Source organism: Flintibacter porci (assembly GCF_041925195.1).
Classification (GTDB): Bacteria; Bacillota; Clostridia; order Oscillospirales; family Oscillospiraceae; genus Lawsonibacter; species Lawsonibacter porci.
In genome coordinates this window covers 140,031-158,742 of sequence record NZ_JBHEVB010000006.1, presented here as the reverse complement: position 1 = coordinate 158,742, position 18,712 = coordinate 140,031, and the positions used below count along the sequence as shown (strand labels likewise).

General features: G+C 58.2%; 24 protein-coding genes and 1 tRNA gene. 22 read left to right on the top strand and 3 right to left on the bottom strand.

What is annotated here, in order from left to right; translation table 11 throughout:
• Positions 1 to 155: 155 nt before the first annotated feature.
• Positions 156 to 244, bottom strand: a tRNA-Ser gene (locus ACEVJL_RS08390).
• A 188-nt stretch (positions 245 to 432) separates the two neighbouring features.
• On the opposite strand from ACEVJL_RS08390, the gene ACEVJL_RS08385 reads away from it, so the two are divergent.
• From ACEVJL_RS08385 to era, 14 genes are all read left to right on the top strand, one after another.
• On the top strand, positions 433 to 993 hold the full coding sequence (locus ACEVJL_RS08385) for a M48 family metallopeptidase (RefSeq protein WP_374737464.1): 561 nt from the start codon (positions 433 to 435) through the stop codon (positions 991 to 993).
• Positions 994 to 1,091: 98 nt separating this feature from the next.
• Positions 1,092 to 1,685, top strand: coding sequence for a DUF2975 domain-containing protein (locus ACEVJL_RS08380; RefSeq protein ID WP_008980105.1), 594 nt, complete (start codon positions 1,092 to 1,094; stop codon positions 1,683 to 1,685).
• A gap of 13 nt (positions 1,686 to 1,698) precedes the next feature.
• The gene (locus tag ACEVJL_RS08375) at positions 1,699 to 1,914 is read left to right on the top strand and encodes a helix-turn-helix domain-containing protein (protein WP_008980106.1); all 216 of its coding nucleotides are present in this window, start codon (positions 1,699 to 1,701) and stop codon (positions 1,912 to 1,914) included.
• Between the two features lie 3 nt (positions 1,915 to 1,917).
• A complete protein-coding gene (locus ACEVJL_RS08370; protein WP_374737463.1) occupies positions 1,918 to 2,478 on the top strand; it encodes a hypothetical protein in 561 nt (186 codons plus the stop codon).
• Between the two features lie 154 nt (positions 2,479 to 2,632).
• Positions 2,633 to 2,971, top strand: coding sequence for a hypothetical protein (locus tag ACEVJL_RS08365; RefSeq protein ID WP_235397322.1), 339 nt, complete (start codon positions 2,633 to 2,635; stop codon positions 2,969 to 2,971).
• A gap of 23 nt (positions 2,972 to 2,994) precedes the next feature.
• Positions 2,995 to 3,483, top strand: coding sequence for a hypothetical protein (locus ACEVJL_RS08360; protein WP_235397324.1), 489 nt, complete (start codon positions 2,995 to 2,997; stop codon positions 3,481 to 3,483).
• A gap of 14 nt (positions 3,484 to 3,497) precedes the next feature.
• The gene (locus tag ACEVJL_RS08355) at positions 3,498 to 3,875 is read left to right on the top strand and encodes a hypothetical protein (RefSeq protein WP_008980111.1); all 378 of its coding nucleotides are present in this window, start codon (positions 3,498 to 3,500) and stop codon (positions 3,873 to 3,875) included.
• The gene (locus ACEVJL_RS08350) at positions 3,872 to 4,735 is read left to right on the top strand and encodes a metallophosphoesterase (protein WP_374737462.1); all 864 of its coding nucleotides are present in this window, start codon (positions 3,872 to 3,874) and stop codon (positions 4,733 to 4,735) included. Before ACEVJL_RS08355 ends, ACEVJL_RS08350 begins: the two co-directional genes overlap by 4 nt.
• Positions 4,736 to 4,813: 78 nt before the next feature.
• Positions 4,814 to 5,650 carry an NAD(+) diphosphatase gene (nudC, locus tag ACEVJL_RS08345; RefSeq protein WP_374737460.1) on the top strand — a complete coding sequence of 279 codons (837 nt, stop codon included), beginning with the start codon at positions 4,814 to 4,816 and terminating at the stop codon, positions 5,648 to 5,650.
• 96 nt (positions 5,651 to 5,746) lie between these two features.
• A complete protein-coding gene (locus ACEVJL_RS08340; RefSeq protein ID WP_008980114.1) occupies positions 5,747 to 6,022 on the top strand; it encodes a YabP/YqfC family sporulation protein in 276 nt (91 codons plus the stop codon).
• A gap of 10 nt (positions 6,023 to 6,032) precedes the next feature.
• Positions 6,033 to 7,271, top strand: coding sequence for a sporulation protein YqfD (locus ACEVJL_RS08335; protein ID WP_374737459.1), 1,239 nt, complete (start codon positions 6,033 to 6,035; stop codon positions 7,269 to 7,271).
• A gap of 8 nt (positions 7,272 to 7,279) precedes the next feature.
• Complete coding sequence (locus ACEVJL_RS08330) at positions 7,280 to 8,260, top strand: PhoH family protein (protein WP_235397334.1); 981 nt, start codon at positions 7,280 to 7,282, stop codon at positions 8,258 to 8,260.
• Between the two features lie 479 nt (positions 8,261 to 8,739).
• Entirely contained in the window at positions 8,740 to 9,225 is a 486-nt protein-coding gene (gene ybeY, locus ACEVJL_RS08325) for an rRNA maturation RNase YbeY (protein WP_235397348.1), read from the top strand.
• A gap of 48 nt (positions 9,226 to 9,273) precedes the next feature.
• The gene (era, locus tag ACEVJL_RS08320; protein ID WP_374737458.1) at positions 9,274 to 10,170 is read left to right on the top strand and encodes a GTPase Era; all 897 of its coding nucleotides are present in this window, start codon (positions 9,274 to 9,276) and stop codon (positions 10,168 to 10,170) included.
• A 1-nt stretch (position 10,171) separates the two neighbouring features.
• Here era and ACEVJL_RS08315 read toward each other — a convergent pair whose 3' ends face one another.
• Entirely contained in the window at positions 10,172 to 10,366 is a 195-nt protein-coding gene (locus ACEVJL_RS08315) for a hypothetical protein (RefSeq protein ID WP_235397336.1), read from the bottom strand.
• Positions 10,367 to 10,464: 98 nt separating this feature from the next.
• Here ACEVJL_RS08315 and ACEVJL_RS08310 point away from each other — a divergent pair, with 98 nt between their 5' ends.
• Positions 10,465 to 10,614: a hypothetical protein gene (locus tag ACEVJL_RS08310; protein WP_235397338.1), complete on the top strand. Its 150-nt coding sequence runs from the start codon at positions 10,465 to 10,467 to the stop codon at positions 10,612 to 10,614.
• A 57-nt stretch (positions 10,615 to 10,671) separates the two neighbouring features.
• The gene (gene recO, locus ACEVJL_RS08305; RefSeq protein ID WP_191905422.1) at positions 10,672 to 11,421 is read left to right on the top strand and encodes a DNA repair protein RecO; all 750 of its coding nucleotides are present in this window, start codon (positions 10,672 to 10,674) and stop codon (positions 11,419 to 11,421) included.
• 39 nt (positions 11,422 to 11,460) lie between these two features.
• Here the strand turns inward: recO and pepF are convergent, their stop codons facing one another.
• The gene (gene pepF / locus ACEVJL_RS08300; RefSeq protein ID WP_374737457.1) at positions 11,461 to 13,263 is read right to left on the bottom strand and encodes an oligoendopeptidase F; all 1,803 of its coding nucleotides are present in this window, start codon (positions 13,261 to 13,263) and stop codon (positions 11,461 to 11,463) included.
• Between the two features lie 182 nt (positions 13,264 to 13,445).
• Between pepF and hisC the strand changes: the two genes are divergently transcribed.
• Genes hisC through hisH form a run of 6 tightly spaced genes read left to right on the top strand, consistent with a single transcriptional unit; the run spans position 13,446 to position 18,708 of the window.
• Positions 13,446 to 14,501, top strand: coding sequence for a histidinol-phosphate transaminase (hisC, locus tag ACEVJL_RS08295; RefSeq protein ID WP_374737456.1), 1,056 nt, complete (start codon positions 13,446 to 13,448; stop codon positions 14,499 to 14,501).
• Positions 14,498 to 15,085, top strand: a complete 588-nt coding sequence (gene hisB, locus ACEVJL_RS08290) for an imidazoleglycerol-phosphate dehydratase HisB (RefSeq protein ID WP_235397507.1) — start codon at positions 14,498 to 14,500, stop codon at positions 15,083 to 15,085. The genes hisC and hisB overlap by 4 nt, the downstream gene beginning before the upstream one ends.
• 14 nt (positions 15,086 to 15,099) lie before the next feature.
• Complete coding sequence (locus ACEVJL_RS08285) at positions 15,100 to 16,179, top strand: ATP phosphoribosyltransferase regulatory subunit (RefSeq protein ID WP_374737455.1); 1,080 nt, start codon at positions 15,100 to 15,102, stop codon at positions 16,177 to 16,179.
• Positions 16,176 to 16,793, top strand: coding sequence for an ATP phosphoribosyltransferase (gene hisG / locus ACEVJL_RS08280; protein WP_235397511.1), 618 nt, complete (start codon positions 16,176 to 16,178; stop codon positions 16,791 to 16,793). The genes ACEVJL_RS08285 and hisG overlap by 4 nt, the downstream gene beginning before the upstream one ends.
• An 8-nt stretch (positions 16,794 to 16,801) precedes the next feature.
• On the top strand, positions 16,802 to 18,091 hold the full coding sequence (gene hisD / locus ACEVJL_RS08275) for a histidinol dehydrogenase (RefSeq protein ID WP_374737454.1): 1,290 nt from the start codon (positions 16,802 to 16,804) through the stop codon (positions 18,089 to 18,091).
• A complete protein-coding gene (gene hisH / locus ACEVJL_RS08270) occupies positions 18,088 to 18,708 on the top strand; it encodes an imidazole glycerol phosphate synthase subunit HisH (protein WP_374737453.1) in 621 nt (206 codons plus the stop codon). The genes hisD and hisH overlap by 4 nt, the downstream gene beginning before the upstream one ends.
• The last annotated feature ends 4 nt before the right edge of the window (positions 18,709 to 18,712 follow it).

Sequence of the window (18,712 nt, the reverse complement as noted above, 5' to 3'; positions counted from 1 at the left end):
TGCTCCTGCGGCACTTTTTATAGCATCCATAGGGGTGAAATATATAGAACCTGTATTAGACAAAGAAATGACACAGCGGCATGGAATTTATTCCATGCCGCTGCCTATTTCGGGCAAAAAAAGTCGCCGCAAGCGCTGTAACGCTTGCGGCGATATGGCGCAGCGGGAGGGATTCGAACCCTCGTGCGATTGCTCGCAAACTGATTTCGAGTCAGCCCCGTTATGACCACTTCGATACCGCTGCATATAAAGATCAGCCTGTCAAATCAGACTATACCATAGAATAGCAGAACAGACGAAAGAAATCAAGAGAAACCCTAAAAAAACTAAGGTATTTCAAAATTATATCAAGGCGTGGACCAGGGGGGTCACTTGTATTTTAGAAAAAATCCTGATACAATACCCAAAACTTTTGGAAAATGAGGCGGCAACATGGAACAGTACCGGGTAGTGGATACTCCTCAGGGAGCGCTGACTTACCTGCTGGTGAAAAAGCGGGTCAAAAATCTGAATCTGCGGCTTAACCGTCAAGGACAAGCGATTTTGTCTGTACCTCTTCGCTGCCCCGAGGAGCAGGCAGACCAGTTTATTCGTGAGAAAATCGGCTGGATTTTGCGCAATCAACCTGCGCCCCAATCTCAGCCGCTGCCGCCGCCGGTAGATCGGGAGGAATGTAAGCGGCTGCTGGGAGAGGCGGTGCTTCGGGTCTATCCATTGGTATCGGATGCGGGAGTGCCGCTGCCTCAGGTACGGGTGCGGAAGATGAAAAGCCAGTGGGGAAATTGCCACTACCGCCAGGGGTACATTACGTTAAATAGCGCTCTGGCCCGCTGTCCCCAGGAACTGCGAGACTATGTAGCCCTCCATGAACTGGTCCACTTTCTTCACCACGACCATGGCCCGGGCTTTTACGCCGCCATGGATATCCGGATGCCGGACTGGAGGCGGCGTCGCAAGGCTCTGCGGGAGTATATATGTGCGTTAGATGAGTAAATTCTTTATCAACAAAAATTTATTGAAAAACAATAAATAAATATTGACATTCAAAACAGAGGACGCTAGAATAGCCTCAAAGACAAGGAGGGCTTTCTATGGGTAAGAGTAATGTGGAAAAATTGGCTCGCTTGCTGAAAGGGCTTGTGCTGGCGGTTTTTATCTGTAATCTTATCGCCTTGTTCTTCGTTCCCTGTGTCGTTTTGCTGTCTCCGCTGGGGTTGTTTCAGCAGTTAGCGGACCGGATCTTACACCTGCTGCAGATCCGCCCCTTTGGCGAGGATGACGTCTATGTGCCTATGCTGGGATTGGCATTCGTTGCCTGGGCAGAGATCTGGAAAGACTGGGTCCACGTGGCATATTCCGCGTTTTTGCTCCTGTGCGGCGGCTGCACCGCGATGATCTTAAACCGGGCAAACCGCATTTTGAATACCATCCTAAAAACAAGTCCCTTTGTGCGGGAAAACGCGAGAGCCATGAAACAGGCGGCCGTTTGCTGCTGGGTGATTTCCGGTGCGGCTGTGGTGCGTGTTGTGGCGGAAATCGTAGCACTTCGGAACGTAGCGCCTTTGATTACCTATAATGCGGTGGCGATTCCTATTTTCTTTATGGCCGGTTTGCTGTTTCTGGTCATGTCCGCCCTATTTGGTCAGGCGGCGGAGCTGAAAGAGGACCAGGATCTGACCATTTAAGGAGGGATGTTCCGTGGGGATTGTAGTGAATCTGGATGTGATGATGGCCAAACGGAAGATGTCCCTGGGAGAACTGGCCCAGAAAGTAGATATTACCATGGCCAACTTGTCTATTCTAAAAAACAACAAGGCACGGGCGGTACGTTTTTCCACTCTGGAGGCCATCTGCAAGGCGCTGGACTGCCAGCCGGGAGACATTTTGGAGTATGTCCCTGATGAGGAGGGGTGAGCCGTGGCTCTGATGTATTTGCCCCTTTATTTGTTCCTCTTGGGTATTTGCTCCGCCTTTCTGTGGCTGCCTGCACTGGGAGTGGGGATCGGTTTACTGGTTCTCCGGCCAAGTTGCCGGCGGAAGCTGGGCGTGCTGTTTGGCCTTTGGGGTCTGTCAATGGTCCTGCTTCTGGGGACAGCTTGGGCAGAGTCGAACGTAAGCGTCCGGCTGCGAAACTGTGTGTACACCGTGCCGGTATATTTCTGGGGAGCAGTATCGATTGTGCTGTTGATTGCCGTAGCCTGGTACGCCGTACAGCACTTTCCCGCGAAATGGATTGGCTGCCTTGTAAAAATAGGATGTGCACTGTCTGTGTTTGCTGTGTTTTTGGTGGGATTTTTCTATTTGGTGTTGATTACCCGGACGGAAGAGGTGGGAACTTGGCAGGGGCAGCAGGTAGTTATGCAGAAGTCTTCCTTTCGGGATGCCACCTACTCCTATTACCGCTACAATGGGCCCTTCCTGCTGGGAGAATCTCTGGGGTGGTCAGAAATCCCATGGGATATTCCAGAGTACAGATGACGCAGCTTGGTGTACTGATTCTAGGTGCGATAGGTAGGAGTTAAAACGATCATGCTGGATATTACGTTGGGCGTACTTGTTTTGGGCTGGATCGGGTCATGTATTTGCTGTTTCAGATCTTCGGATACCCTGGGAGGCAGAGCAAAAGTCCCGGGTGGAACGGCAGTTCCACGCCGACCTGGAAGAGTTGACTCAAACCGCGGAATTAGTCCTGGCAGGGCAGGAGGCGGAGGCGCCTTCCGGCTGGCGGGATGTGAGCCGGTTTGACGATGTAGTCTGCTTTGACTATGGCGGGTGGGGATTTGGTTCGTCTACCCGGTATTGGGGTGTAAATTATGTGACAGACAATCGTTTGGTAGGATTTCAGGGAATGTCTATGGAGGGAGCGGTCCCCGATGGAGAAGGTTGGCTCTGGGAAGAGAATCCAGGAGATAACCGCTGCTATGTGGAACCGTTGGCTCCGTGCTGGTACTATTTTGAGATGAAATTCTAAAGAGCAGATGCCTAGGAGGAGACATGAAAAAGCGCTTCTTTCTTTTGATACCCGCGGCAGTGATTGTGGCATGTGTCGCTTTGTGGGCTGTTTCCAGCGCTTCGGGGACTAAGGGACATCTGGAGAGTCGGCTGGGCCTGTTTTTTCCCGCAGGGACCGAAATCGTCTGTGAGGACAGCCACGGAGGTTTTCATGGCGACGGAGTACTGGCTGCAGTTGTACGGATCCCGAATTCCCAGGCGGGGGAGAGCACGGTGCAGTCGATTGCAAAGCAGTGGACACCTCTTCCGGTAGAGGAAGACTGGATGGAGCAGTTCCAGTCGGTCTGGACGGACTATGGAAAGACACTGGGGACACTTCCTCAGAACACAGAAGGGTTCTGGTTTTACCGGGACCGGTACAAAGAGCGGTATGGCGAGGTCTGTGCCTACAATCCGGTGATGCAAAACTGTACCTTTGCCATGTTGGATGCGGAGACAGGACTGCTGTATGTCCTGGAAGTGGACTGCTGAATAAGGAGGACAACATGAAAAAAAGTTGTGTCCTGTTGTCAGGATTGTTGTTGGCCCTGAATGTGGCCGGTTGCGCCGGTTCGAATCGCGCTCTGGGGGAGCAAACGCCGGATCTGGTGGTGTATAATGACAGTACGGCCATCATTGGCTCTATTACCGTCAGCTCCGACCAGGAGAGTCAGGGCGTGACCATGGCGGATGGCAGCCCTCTGGAGCGGGGAGAATCCTACGGGTTTGAGGTGTCGGAGACGGGGCGGGTCATGGTGGAACTGTGGGATATGGATGAGCACAGTCTTGGCCGCTGTCAGGTGAAGATGGAGCAAGGACCTGTACGGGTTACACTGGATGACAAACTGGGCCTGTTGGTACAGGCAGAGCAGGAGGTAAAATGAAGCGAAGCCACAAAAAAAGACTCTTTGGTGCAGCGGCCCTGGCTGGGGCAGCTTTTCTGGGAACATGTGTCTGGGCGCTGCAGAGCGCGCTTGGGGTCAGCCAATATGAAGTTGCGCTGCCTCAGGGGATGGAAGGTTTGGACGGGTACCGGATCGTCCAGATCGCGGACCTGCACAGTGCAAAGCTGGATCAGGAACTGGAGCAGGCACTGGAACAGCTCCAGCCCCATTTGATCGTGATGACCGGTGACCTGGTGAACCGGGAGGACAGGGACTTTTCCCAGGCTCTGGCTACGGCGGCGCTGGCCGTCCGTTTTGCCCCCACTTACTTTGTCCGGGGCAACCACGAGGTGGATAATCCGGACTATGCCATCCTGCGCCGGGGGCTGGAGGAGGCTGGAGTCACCATTCTGGAGGACGAAGGCGTAGTGCTGGAGCACCATGGTGCGTCTTTGAATTTGGTGGGGGTCAAGGATGTGACCGCCTATTCGGGAAGCCGGACGGAGGCCATCCGCGCTATGGGACAGACGGCCAGCGAGCAGTTTGTGGACGGGGCTTACCATGTGCTGCTCTCCCACCGGCCCAGCCTGCTGGAGACCTACGGGGCCTGCGGGGCAGACCTGGTGTTCTCCGGTCACGCCCACGGAGGACAGGTACGCCTGCCGGTGCTTGGAGCGGTGTTTGCTCCGGATCAGGGGCTTTGGCCGCAGGTGACGGCGGGGGTCCATACCGCCGGGCAGACCCAGGTGGTGGTCAGCCGGGGACTGGGCAACGGAACCCCTTTCCCGCGTCTGTGGAACGGTCCGGAGCTGGTGGCGGTTACCCTGCGCGCGCAGGAGAGTTTATCTCAGAATGGTTGACAGGCTGATGCCGCTGGGTCATAATAACAGGGTGAAAACCTGCTATAATTGGGCCAAAACAGAGAAAGAAGGAACCATATGATCCAGGACATCGCTCCCCACCATTACGACAATGCCTATCATCCCACCCAGCCCAAAGCTGGGGATCGGGTCTTTTTCTATCATGAGGGCAGCACTCTGCTCTCTGCCGCCACCGGCGAGCCCTTCACCTGGGAGGAGGTTACGGACCTCACCGGCGGTGAGACGCTGGAGACCACCTACTTCTTCCGTATCGATGAGACTGCCTTTCACTGGAGCCGGGAGGTTCCCCAGAGCGTGCTGGAGGCCTCTCTGCTGGTGAAAGATTCCCACTTCCGCTCCATGCAGCCCGGGTGGCTGGCCTTTGCAGGCATCACCGCCAGCCAGCTGCACCAGTGGTACGGAAACCACCGCTTCTGCGGCCGGTGCGGCCAGAATATGGAGCACGATAAGGTAGAGCGCGCCATGCGCTGCCCCGCCTGCGGGAATCTGGTCTATCCCACCATTTCTCCGGCTGTTATCGTGGCCGTGACTCACGGTGACCGCCTGCTGCTCACCAAGTACTCCCGCCCGGGGGCGTACCGCAACTATGCCCTCATTGCCGGTTTTGCTGAGATCGGCGAACCTCTGGAGGATACGGTGCGCCGGGAGGTCATGGAGGAAGTGGGGCTTCCGGTGAAGAACATCCGTTTCTACAAGAGCCAGCCCTGGAGCTTTTCCAGCAGCCTGCTGGCCGGGTTCTACTGCGACCTGGATACCGATGATGAGACGGTGACCCTTCAGGCGGATGAACTGGGCGAGGGGACCTGGTTTGACCGGGAAAACCTGCCTGTGGGAGGCTCGGATATATCGCTGACCCGGGAGATGATCCAGCGCTTCCGGCAGGGACCGGTGTAATTACATAAAAAACGGCAAACGGCCGGCGGACAAGAGGTTCGCCGGCCGCATGTTTTTGTCCCCTAAGGCATAGAAATAGCGGGAAAGGGTGATGGTATGGGGGGCAGAAAGGGAAGCCTGTTGGAAAAGACCGCTCAGCTGCTGGACCTGCCCGCGGATGCGATGGCGGGGGTGCCCAGGCTGGAACTGGTGGGAACGGGAGAGCTGCGTATGGAGAACCACAAGGGAATTTTGGCCTATGGGAGCGAGGAGATCCATATCAGCGCGGGCTCCTATGTGGTGCGGGTCACCGGGCGGGAGCTGGAGCTGCGGGCTATGACGGGCCTGGAGCTGCTCATCACCGGGCAGATCGCGGACATCCGCATGGAGTAGGAGGGGGAGCATGAGGCAGGTAGAAAATCTCCTGCGAGGGACGGTAACTCTCACGGCCCGGGGAGCCTTTCCGGAGCGGCTGCTGAATCTGTGCGCCCAGGAGCAGGTGCCCTGCTGGGGGCTGGAGTGGGTGGACGAGCACGCCCTGCGGCTCATTACTCTGCGTCAGAAACTGCGGCGGCTGGAGGAGCTGGCGCAGCGTGTGGGGTGCGAGATCGAAATAGAGGACAGCAGGGGACTGCCTGCCTTCCTGAGCCGCTTCCGCAAGCGCTACGCGTTTTTGGTGGGGCTGGCACTGAGTGTGGCGGCGGTGTGTATTCTCTCCCGGTTTATTCTCACCATCCAGGTCACGGGCAATGAGCAGGTATCCTCGGCCACCATCCTCTCCCAACTGCGCCAGCAGGGGGTGCGCCCGGGGGTATACGGACCAAGTCTGGACCGCAAGAGTATTGCCCAACGTGTCTTGTTGGAGATGCCAGATCTGTCCTGGATGTCCATCAATCTCTACGGTACCCGGCTGGAGGTGGTGGTGCGGGAGGCGGTCAAGGCGCCGGAGCTGGACCGGGAGGAGGGGTACTACGATGTGGTGTCCCAGGCCGACGGGATCATCCTCCAGGTGGAGCCGCTGGCCGGAGAGGCGCTGGTAGCGGAGGGGGATACGGTAGCAAAAGGCGAGGTGGTGATTTCGGGCCTGGTCAGCATGCCGCCTCCTCAGTACAGCGACCTGCCCACCCGCTACTACCAGACCCACGCCCGGGGACGGGTGTGGGCCAGAACGTGGCGTACCCTGCGGGGTGCCATACCTCTCCAGGCCCAGGTGAAGGAGTACACCGGGAAAGAGCGTACCCTGTGGTCGATAAGCTTTTTTGGATTTTCCCTGGATTTTTTCCGAAACAGTAGCATTCCATGGGAGTCTTATGATAAAATAACGACGGTGTACCAGGGAAGCCTCCCCGGCGGCCAGCGCCTGCCCATGATGCTTACGGCTCAGCGCTGCCGTGCCTATGAGACGCAGAGTGTGGACGTGGATGTGGAAGCGGCCCAAGCTCTGGTGGAGGAGGGACTGGCACGCCGGCTCCAGGATCTGATCGGCCCGGATGGACAGGTGCTGTCCCAAAACTTCACCGCCCGGGTGGCAGACGGGATGCTGGAAGTCACGCTGAGCGCCGAGTGCCAGGAGGAAATTGGCCAGGAGACGCCCAGCTCACGGGAAATTCCAGAGGAGGACTCCTCTGCCGAACAGGAGTAATCATACCAATGACAGAACAGACCATCAGTTTGGAGCGCTTGGAGGATACCATCAGCCTCTTTGGCTCCTTTGACGAGAATATCCGTTTGATCGAGCATGAGCTGGGGGTCTCGGTGATCAGCCGGGATTCCCAGCTGAAGGTGTCCGGGGAGGACCCGGAGCAAGTCCTATTTGCCGTGCATGCCATCGAGAACCTGATGGGCCTGGCCGCACGGGGAGAGGCTATCAACGAACAGAATGTGCGCTATGTCCTTCAGCTGGTGCGGGAGGGCCGGGAGCAGGAGGTACAGCAGCTGTCTGCCGGCGTGCTGTGCATCACCGCCAAGGGGAAGCCCATCAAGGCTAAGACCCTGGGCCAGAAGAAGTATGTGGAGGCCATTCAGAAGAATACAGTCACTCTGGGTATCGGCCCTGCCGGTACCGGCAAGACCTATCTGGCGGTGGCGGCGGCAGTGGCTGCCTTCCGGGCCAAGGAAATTAACCGCATCATCCTGACCCGTCCTGCTGTGGAGGCGGGAGAGCGGCTGGGCTTCCTGCCCGGCGATTTGCAGAGTAAGGTAGACCCCTACCTGCGCCCCCTGTACGACGCCCTGTTTGATATGCTGGGTCCGGAGACCTATCAGAAGTATCTGGAGCGGGGCAACATTGAGGTGGCTCCGTTGGCCTACATGCGCGGTCGTACCCTGGACGACAGCTTCATTATCCTGGATGAGGCCCAGAACACCTCCCGGGAGCAGATGAAGATGTTCCTGACCCGCCTGGGCTTTGGCTCCAAGATCGTCATTACCGGCGATATTACCCAGATCGACCTGCCCGGAGACAAAGTGTCCGGCCTGCGGGAGGCCATGCGGGTGCTCAAGGGCGTGGAGGATATTGCCATCTGCCGTCTCAATGAGAGCGATGTGGTCCGCCATGTGATCGTGCAGCGCATCATCAAGGCCTACGAGGTGGACGAGGAGCGCAAGAATAAAAAGGAGAACCGGAGATGACCCGGCTGTCCCTTTGGGGCTATGAGTTGGAGGTAGATGAACAGGCCACCCGAGCTTGGTATGCTCAGGCGGAGGAATGGAGCTGTACCTGCGGACACTGCCGCAACTTCCTGGTTTTGGCCAGGGAACGGAAGCTGCCGGAGGAGATCCTGCATATCCTGGACAGCCTGTCCATCCCGGTGGAGAAGGCCACGTATGTGTGCGAACTCTACCACGACGAAAGCTGGGAAAAGAAGGGGCTGCTCTACGAGATCAGCTGGCGCGTGGCGGGCACGGTGGTCCAAACGCCGGAGAAGAAACAGAATAACGGCACCGCTTGGGGCCCACCGGTCGTATTCCCCACATTTCAGATGATGGTGGGCCATGAGTGTTACAATATCCAGCCTGAGTTCCCTGAGCCGAGCTTTGACCTGGACATCAGTTTGTACCTGCCTTGGGTGCTGGACGAGCCCTTAGATGGGCCAGAGGAGGAGGCAACATTGAACCACGAGATCATCATTGAGACCGAGGTGGACGGAGCGGAGGAGTATGCCGACCTGCTGCGGCAGGTGATCCCTGCCGCCCTGGCTGCTGAGGGAGTGGATGTGCCCTGCGAGGTGGACGTGTTGTTCACCGATGATGAGGGCATCCATCAGATCAACCTGGAGCAACGTGAGGTGGACCGGCCCACGGATGTGCTCTCCTTTCCCATGTTTGACCTTCAGCCCGGGGAACATCCCACCCAGGAGGACGCCGACCCCGGCGACAACCTGGTTCCTCTGGGAGATATGGTGATCTCTCTGGAGCGGGCGAAGGCTCAGGGAGAGGAGTACGGCCACGGCACCCGCCGGGAAGTGGCCTACCTGGCCGTCCACTCGGTGCTCCACCTGTTGGGATACGACCATATGGACGAGGGCCCCATGAAAAAGCAAATGCGCCAGCGAGAGGAAGAAATTCTGGGAACGCTGGGCATTGTGAGAAAATAACACGCGGCCAATAGCTCAAGCCGCAGAAAGAAAGTTGAGGATCAATTTATGGAAATCAAAAAGTCGGGTATCATCACCCTGTGCGGACGGCCCAACGTGGGCAAGTCCACTCTGACCAATGCTCTGGTGGGGGAGAAGGTGGCCATCGTCACCAATAAGCCCCAGACCACCCGCAACCGCATTACCGCCATTTTGAACCGGGGAGAGAGCCAGTTTGTCTTTGTGGACACCCCCGGCCTCCACAAGGCACGCACCCGCCTGGGCGACTACATGGTAAATGTGGTCAAGGAGAGCGTGGCCGACGTAGACGGTATCATGCTGCTGGTGGAGCCCATTCCCAATATCGGCGCGCCCGAGCAGCAGCTCATCGACCGCATTAAGACCCTGGGCTGTCCCTCTGTGCTGGTTATCAACAAGGTGGATACTCTGGAGCAGAAGGAAAAGCTGCTGGAGGTCATCCAGGTCTACACTCAGGCCCACGACTTTACCGCCGTGGTGCCCATCTCCGCCAAAACCGGCGAGGGTGTGGACGAGCTGCTGAACGTGTTGGAGGGATTCCTGCCCAACGGCCCCCAGCTCTTCCCCGAGGGCATGGTGTCCGACCAGCCCGAGCGGCAGATGATGGCGGAGATTTTGCGGGAGAAGTTGCTCCAGTGCCTGGACAAGGAGATTCCCCACGGGACCGCCGTGGAGATCACCAAGTTCTCTGAGCGGGACGACGAGGTCATCGAGATCGATGCCACCATTTACTGCGAAAAGAACAGCCACAAGGGTATTATCATCGGCAAGGGCGGCTCCATGCTGAAAAAAGTGTCCTCCCTGGCCCGGCAGGACATGGAGCGGTTTATGGGCACCAAGGTGTATCTCCAGACCTGGGTGAAGGTAAAAGAAAATTGGCGGGATAACATCAATTTGATCCATAATTTTGGATACCGGGATGAGTAATTCAAGCAGTTTGCAGTTCGGCCAATTTTCTTTGCGAGCGCAAGCGAGCCGCGCCTTTGGCGCGTCCAAGTGTTTTTGCGCTGCAAAAACCTTGTCCACCGGCAAATTCACTTTGCCGGTGGAAGGATAAGATCAGGGTTCCCACAAAAGCCTGCTTTTGTGGGAAAATTGGAGAGATAACATCAACCTCATTCACAATTTCGGCTATCGGGACGAATAAACAAAACCTTCCATCTATAAATTTCGACTCCTTCCGCCATACTAAGGCCAGAAACAGAAAACGGAGGGACGGACATGGATGGAATGTGGGAACTGTTTTTTGCCACCGGGCTGCCTCAGGCCTACCTGGCTGCCCGGCGGGAGAAGCCGCGGGGCCGTTCTGAACCGACCTTGCCGCCCCGAAACGGGGAGACCATTTCTTCGCTGCCTCCACCATGGCAGTGAGACTGGGGCCCGCTCCGCCTGGAGCGGGCCCATCGTACATAAAAGGAGCGTTTGACCATGCATCTGCATACCAAGGCCCTGGTTCTGCGGGAAACAGCGTATAAGGAATCGGACAAGATCCTCACCCTGCTCACTCAGGAGCAGGGAAAGCTTACTGCTTCCGCCCGAGGCTGCCGCCGGAAAGGCAGTCCTCTGGCTGCGGGCAGTCAGCTGTTGGTGTGGTCGGATTTCATCCTCTACGAGTACCAGGGCCGCTGGAGCGTGAAAGAGGCCGAGGTGGAGCGGGAGTTTCGCGGCATGCGGGAGGATTTGGACAAGTTCTCTCTGGGCTGCTACTTCGGTGAGGTGACCCAGGCGCTGGCACTGGAGGGGCTGCCCAGTCCGGAGCTACTGTCCCTCATTTTAAACAGCCTCCACGCCCTGGACCGGTTGGACCGCCCTCTGGCCCTGGTGAAGGGAGCCTTTGAGCTGCGTGCCATGTGTCTGGCGGGGTACGAGCCGGTGCTGGATGCCTGTGCGGTGTGCGGCTGCCAGCCGGAGGAACCCCGGTTCCACCTGCGGGAAGGGGTTCTTCACTGTGCCCGCTGCCGCGGCGAGGTGGGGGACGGGGTGTCCATGCCTCTGGATCAGGGGGCGCTAGCCGCCATGCGCCACGTGGCCTACGGAGACCCCAAACGGCTATTTTCCTTCCAGCTGGAGGAGAAGAGTCTGTCCGCCTTTGCCGATGTGGCCGAGGCCTATCTGCTTACCCAGCTGGAGCGGGGCTTTAGTACCCTGGACTTTTACAAATCGCTGCGGTTGAGTTAAAAAGAGCCGTTGGAACCTTGGTTCCAACGGCTCTTTTGCTTAGGCCATAAGTTCTTCCATCTCGTCCAGCAGACGGCCAAACTGGTCCAGGGCGTCCTGGATGGGCTGGGGGGAGGCCATGTCCACCCCGGCGCCCTTCAGCAGGTCGATGGGGTCCTGGCTGCACCCGCCGGACAGGAAGGTGAGGTAGTCCTGCACCGCCTGGGGACCGCCGGTGAGGATGCGGTTTGCCAGGGCGATGGCAGCGGAGTAGCCGGTGGCGTACTGGAAGACGTAGTAGTTGTAGTAGAAGTGAGGGATGCGGGACCACTCCAGAGCGATCTGGGGGTCGGAGACCATGTCGGGGCCGAAGTAGGCCTCGTTGAGGGCCTTGTATTCCCGGCAGAGAAGCTCCTCAGTCAGGGTCTCGCCCTGAGCCACCAGCTCGCCCATGCGCAGTTCAAACTCTGCGAACATGGTCTGGCGGTACAGGGTGCCCTTAAACTGCTCCAGGAAGTGATTGATGAGCCAGGCCCGGCGGCGCTTGTCGTCGGTCTGCTTGAGCAGATGCTCCATGAGCAGGGCCTCGTTGCAGGTGGAGGCCACCTCGGCCACGAAAATCACATAGTCCCGATAGACGGTGGGCTGGGTGCGGTTGGAGAGGTAGGAGTGGACGGCGTGGCCCAGCTCATGGGCCAGGGTGAACATGCTGTCCAGGTCATCCTGGTAGTTGAGCAGAATATAGGGGTGGACCAGGGCGCCCGACATATAGCCGCCGGAGCGCTTACCCACGTTCTCGTACACATCGATCCAACGGTTGTCCAGAGCCTGACGGATGATAGCCTGGTACTCCGCACCCAGAGGGGCTACCGCCTGGTAGACGGTCTCCTTGGCCTGTTCATAAGGAATTTCCGCCTCTACGCCCGAGACCATGGGGGCGTACACGTCGTACATGTGGAGTTCGTCCACCCCCAGCAACTTTTTCCGCAGACGCACATAGCGGTGCATCTTGTCCAGATTGGCCCGGACGGTGGAAATGAGGTTGTGATAGACCTCCTCAGGGACGTGGGTTCCGTCCAGAGAGGCGGCCAGGGCGCTGGGGTAGCGGCGCGCCTTGGAGAAGAACTGGAGCTGCTTGACCTGGGCGGCCAGAGTGGCGGCCAGGGTGTTTTTCATACCGCCGTAGACGGAGTACAGGTTTTCAAAGGCGGATTTCCGCAATGCCCGGTCGGGGCTGGACATGAGCAGGGTGTAGGAGCCGTTGGAGAGAGGGTGAGTCTGTCCCTGACTGTCCACCGCGTCGGGGAAGGTGAGGTCGGCGTCGGCGAGCTTGGAGAAGATGTCATCGGGGGCCTGGGACAGCTCCCCGGCGGCGGCCAGCAGCTGCTCCTCCGCCTGGGAGAGAGTGTGGGGGCGGCGGCGCTGGATGTTGTGGAAGTAGCGGCGGTAGAGGGTGAGCTCGGGCAGCTGGGCATAAAACTCCTCCAGACGCTCCTCGGGCAGAGCCAGCAGCTCAGGCACCTCAAAGGCGGTGGCACGCACCAGCTCCACATACTGGGTGGAGATCTGGCCCACCATGGCCTGGTAGGTAGCTACCCGGGTGTCCTCGTCGCTTTTCCGCTGGGCATAGTCCATGAGCTTGCTGAGCATCTCTCCGGCCTGCTGCTCTAAGGTGACAAAGTCGTAGAGGGTCTGGGCGCTCTCGCCCAGACGGCCGGCATAGCCCTCCAGCTTTTGGGTGAGGGATTTCAGAGTTTGGAACTCCTCCTTCCAGGCTTCATCAGTGGGGTAGAGGTCGGCGGTGTTCCAGGTATACTCCTGAGGGATGGCATCCCGCTGGGGGATGGATTTTTGTTTTGACATAGGGAACCTCCTGATCCATGGGGCTGAAGCCCCGGCATTTTTAATAGTATGGTAGCACGGGGCAAAAAATATGGCAACGGTTTTTCCAAAACAGACTGGGAGGGGTTGACAAACCGAGGATAGGTGTTTATTATTACGTTATTACTTTAGCGAACTAGCGAAATAAACAAGGAGGCCTACCTATGTCCACCTTTTTCAGCGGTGCACTGAAAAATCTTGCGCCTTACACCCCCGGTGAGCAGCCCCAAGATCAGCAGTATGTGAAGCTCAACACCAACGAATCCCCCTATCCCCCCTCGGCTGGGGTAATCACTGCCCTCAATGCCAAGGAGGCCTCCGACCTGCGCCTGTATTCCGATCCCGAGTGCAAGGAGCTGAAAAAGGCCCTGGCAGACTATTACAAGGTGGAGCCGGAGAACATCTATGTGGGCAACGGCTCCGACGAGGCACTGAACTTTGCCTTCCTCTCCTATGCCACCGACGGCCGAGGGGTGGCCTTCGCTGACATCACCTACGGGTTCTATCCCGTGTTTGCTGACTTATACCACATTCCCGTGCAGATCGTTCCCTTGAAGTCCGACTTTTCCATCGCCCCTGAGGACTATTACGGTCTCAATAAGACCATCGTCATTGCCAACCCCAATGCTCCTACCGGTATGGCCCTGAGCCGAGACGCCATTGAGGGCATCGTCAAGGCCAACCCGGACAGCGTGGTGGTGGTGGATGAGGCCTATGTGGACTTCGGTGCAGAGAGCTGTGTGGAGCTGATCAAGACCTACCCCAACCTGCTGGTGGTGCAGACTTACTCCAAGTCCCGCTCCATGGCAGGAGCCCGGTTGGGCTACGCCATCGGTAATGCGGAGCTCATCCGGGACCTAGAGACGGTGAAGTTTTCCACCAACCCCTATAATGTGAATCGGCTGACTCTGCGGGCGGGCGTACAGGCCATCGCCGAGCAGGATTACTACACGGAAAACTGTAAGAAGATCATGGCCACCCGGGCCTATACCAAGGAAAAGCTGGAGAAGCTGGGCTTTACCGTGCTGGACTCCCGCTCCAACTTCCTGTTTGCCATGAAACCGGGTACTGACGGCGGAGCGATCTACCGCGGCCTCAAGGAGCGGGGCGTTCTGGTGCGTCACTTTGACAAGGACCCCATCCGGGATTATAATCGCATTACCATCGGTACCCAGGAGCAGATGGATATTTTCCTGACGAAGCTGGAGGAGCTGCTATGAGAACCGCTTCTGTTGCCCGCAAAACAAACGAGACCGACATTCGCCTGTCCCTCAACCTGGACGGCACGGGAAAGAGCACCGTGGAGAGCGGTGTGGGTTTTCTAGACCACATGCTCACCCTGCTGGCCCGCCACGGCGGATTGGACCTGGATGTCACTTGCCACGGGGATACCCAAGTGGACGACCACCACAGCGTGGAGGACATCGGTATTGCCCTGGGGGACGCTTTTGCCCAGGCACTAGGGGATAAGCGGGGGATCAACCGCTACGCCTCCCTCCACCTTCCCATGGATGAGGCATTGATTTTGTGTGCTGTTGATATCTCTGGCCGGGGAGGCTACTACGACGGTCTGGAGATCCCTACCGAGAAGATCGGCACGTTTGATACCCAGTTGGTGTATGAGTTTATGGAAGGGTTTGCAAAGCACGCCGGCCTCACCCTCCACCTGCGCCAGGTCTGCGGCCGCAACTCCCACCATATCGTAGAGGGGGCCTTCAAGGCTCTGGGCCGGGCACTGCGCCAGGCGGTGGCCATCGACCCCCGGTTTGAAACGGAAATTCCATCCACCAAAGGGATGCTGTAAGCGAGGAAGGATCAATGCTGGAAGAACAACTCAACGGGCTGTACGAACAGTACGGCTATCGCAAATTTCGTATGTCCAAGTTTGAGGACTATGACCTGTACGCACAGAACAAGGACTTTTTGAAAAGCGGACATATCATTACCTTTACCGATGTGGACGGTGAGTTAAAGGCTCTCAAGCCCGACATTACCCTGTCCATTATGAAGAACAACAATGGCAGTAACGAGAAGGTCTACTACAACGAGAACGTCTACCGGGACATGGGGGGCACCTTTAAGGAGATCCTCCAGGTGGGGGTGGAGTCGGTAGGCCAGCTGGACCCCTACGCCGAGGCGGAGGTCATTGCCCTGGCTGCCAAATCCCTGGAGCTGCTTTCCGAGGACTGTGTACTGGATCTGTCTGATGTAAGTTTTGTCTCGTGCCTGTTGGACGATATGGCCCTCTCAGGTCAGGTACGGGAGCAGGTGCTGGAGTTTATTGCCCAGAAGAATGCCCCCGGTGTCCAGGCTCTGGCCGACCGGGGGCTGATTACCATAGAGAATGCCCAGACCATCGCCCAGCTTATGTCCATCTACGCCCCTCTGCGGCAGGGAATTGACCAGGCCGGACAGTTGGCCCGGAATGATGCCTCCTGGGACGCCCTGCGGCAGCTGTCTCTGGTGGCCTCCATCCTGGAGGGCTTTGGCCTGGGGGACCGGGTCCACCTGGACTTCTCCCTGGTGAACAGTATGGACTACTATAACGGGGTCATCTTCCAGGGTTTCCTTCAAAACATCCCCTTCCCGGTACTCTCCGGCGGGCGGTATGACAATCTGCCCCGGAAGATGGGCAAGCAGGTGGGAGCCATCGGCTTTGCCCTGTACATGGGGCGTCTGGAGCCCTACTTCGGCCGGGAGAAACAGTATGACGCCGATCTGATGCTTACCTACGGCCCCGACGCCGACCTGGCTGATCTGGCTGCCTTTGTGGAGAAGCTGCGTTCCCGGGGGCTGGGAGTGCGCTGCCAGCGGCAGGGCGACCCGGTTGGAGGGGTACGCTGCCGGAAGACGGAACGCTATGTCCGGGGTATGAAACCCGAGGAGGTGCTGGTATGATCAACGTAGCCCTGCCCAAGGGACGGCTGGGGGAGAGCGCCTACGAGCGCATGGCCGCCGCCGGGTATGACTGTCCCTCCATTTTAGAGAAGAATCGGAAGCTCACCTTTGAAAATCCGGAAAAAGGGGTGCGCTATTTTTGGGTCAAGCCCTCCGACGTAAGCATCTATGTGGAGCGGGGCGCCGCCGATGTGGGTATCGCGGGCAAGGATATTTTACTGGAGTACCGCCCCGATGTATATGAACTATTGGATCTGAAGATGGGCAAGTGCCGCATGTGCGTGGCCGGTCCCAAGGACTTTTATGACGACCCCAACCGGCAGCTTCGGGTAGCCACCAAGTTCCCTCACATTGCCACGGAGTATTACGATTCCCGCTCCCGGGACATCGATATCATTAAATTGAACGGTTCCATCGAGCTGGCCCCTATCCTGGGCCTGTCCGATGTGATCGTGGATATTGTGGAGACGGGCAAAACTTTATTGGAAAACCACCTGGCTCCCCTGGAGACCATCGTGGAGATCAGCGCCCGGTTTATCTGCAATAAGGTGAGCTATAAGTTTAAGCACGAGGAAATCATCCGGCTGCGGGACGCGCTGGAACGGGATCTGTGAGGCGGCTTATGATCAAGATTTATGATATGAATGAAGTGCGGGACCAGGATATCTTCCTGCGCCACGACGCGGTAAAGGATGTGTCTCAGCCGGTGGCGGAGATCATTCGCCGGGTGCGGGCCGAGGGAGACGCCGCCCTCTACCACTACGCCCGGGAGTTTGATAAGGTGGAGCTGTCTGCACTGGCTGTGACGGAGCAGGAGCTGGACGAGGCCCTGGCCGCCGAGGAGCCGGAGTTTCTGGCCGTGCTGGAGCAGGCGGCGAAGAACATCCGGGCCTACCACGCCAAGCAGAAGCGGCAGAGCTTTATCATGGAGGAAAAAGAGGGGGTCATCCTGGGGCAGAAGATCATGCCCCTGGCCCGGGTGGGCATCTATGTCCCCGGCGGCACCGCCGCCTATCCCTCCACCGTGCTGATGAACGCTATCCCTGCCCACATCGCCGGAGTAGGAGAAATCGTCATGGTCACTCCGCCGGGAAAGGACGGCAAGGTGAACCCCGCCATTCTGGCCGCCGCCAAGATTGCCGGCGTTACCCAGATCTACAAGGTGGGCGGAGCCCAGGCCATCGCCGCTCTGGCCTATGGAACGGAGAGCATCCCCCAGGTGGACAAGATTGTCGGTCCCGGCAACGCCTATGTGGCTGAGGCCAAAAAGCAGGTCTTTGGGCAGGTGAACATCGACATGATTGCCGGCCCCTCCGAGGTGCTGGTTATTGCCGACGGAAAGTCCAACCCCGCCTTTGTGGCCGCCGACCTTTTGAGCCAGGCGGAGCACGACAAGATGGCCTCCGCCGTGTTGGTCACCGAGAGCCGCCAGCTGGCTCAGGCGGTGGCTCAGGAGCTGGAGCGCCAGATCCCCCTGCTGGAGCGGGAGGAGATTGCCAGGGCCTCCATCGATAATAACGGCAAAATCATCGTGGCTCCCGACCTGGAGCAGGCCATCGACGTGGCCAACCGCATCGCTCCGGAGCACCTGGAGCTGTGCGTGGACAGCCCCTTTGATTATTTGAGCCAGATCAAAAACGCCGGTTCCATCTTCCTGGGCCGGTGGAACCCGGAGCCCATGGGGGACTACTTCGCCGGGCCCAACCACACCCTGCCCACCTCGGGTACCGCACGATTTTATAGCCCCCTGTCGGTGGACGATTTCATCAAAAAGTCCCAGTTCAGCTATTACACCCGTCCGGCTCTGGAGAAAGAGTACCGTCAGGTGAGCCTGTTTGCCAAGAAGGAGGGCCTTACCGCCCACGCTCGTGCGGTGGATATCCGCTTTGACGAGAAGGAGGCGGGAACATGATCGCCATCATCGACTACGGGGTGGGCAATCTGTTCTCCCTGAAAAGTTCCCTCTCCGCCATCGGCGCGGAGGCGGTGGTCACCCGGGACCAGCAAGTGCTCAATCAGGCTGACCACATTATTCTCCCCGGCGTGGGTGCCTTTGGCGACGCGGCGGACAAGCTGCGGGAGACAGGCATGTTCCAGGTGGTGCTGGATCAGGCCGCCTCGGGAAAGCCCCTGCTGGGTATCTGCCTTGGCATGCAGCTGCTGCTGGAGCGCTCCTTTGAGTACGGGGAACACCAGGGTCTGGGACTCATCCCCGGCGAAGTGCGCCCCATCCGTCCGGTGATCCCAGCGGAGCTGGATGTGCCTCACATGGGCTGGAATGGCTTGCACTTTCCCAAAGACCGGGAACGCAGCCCCATTTTTGCCGACCTCAATGAGGGGGACCACGTGTACTTTGTCCACTCCTTCGCCGGCTTTGACTGCGGGGAGTGCTGCACCACCACGGCGGAGTACGGACCGGAGCTCACCGCCGCCGTCCAGAAGGACAACGTGTTCGGAACTCAGTTCCACCCGGAGAAGAGTGGGGACGTGGGACTGAAAATCTTGAAGGCATTTTGCCAATGGAGGTAAGAGC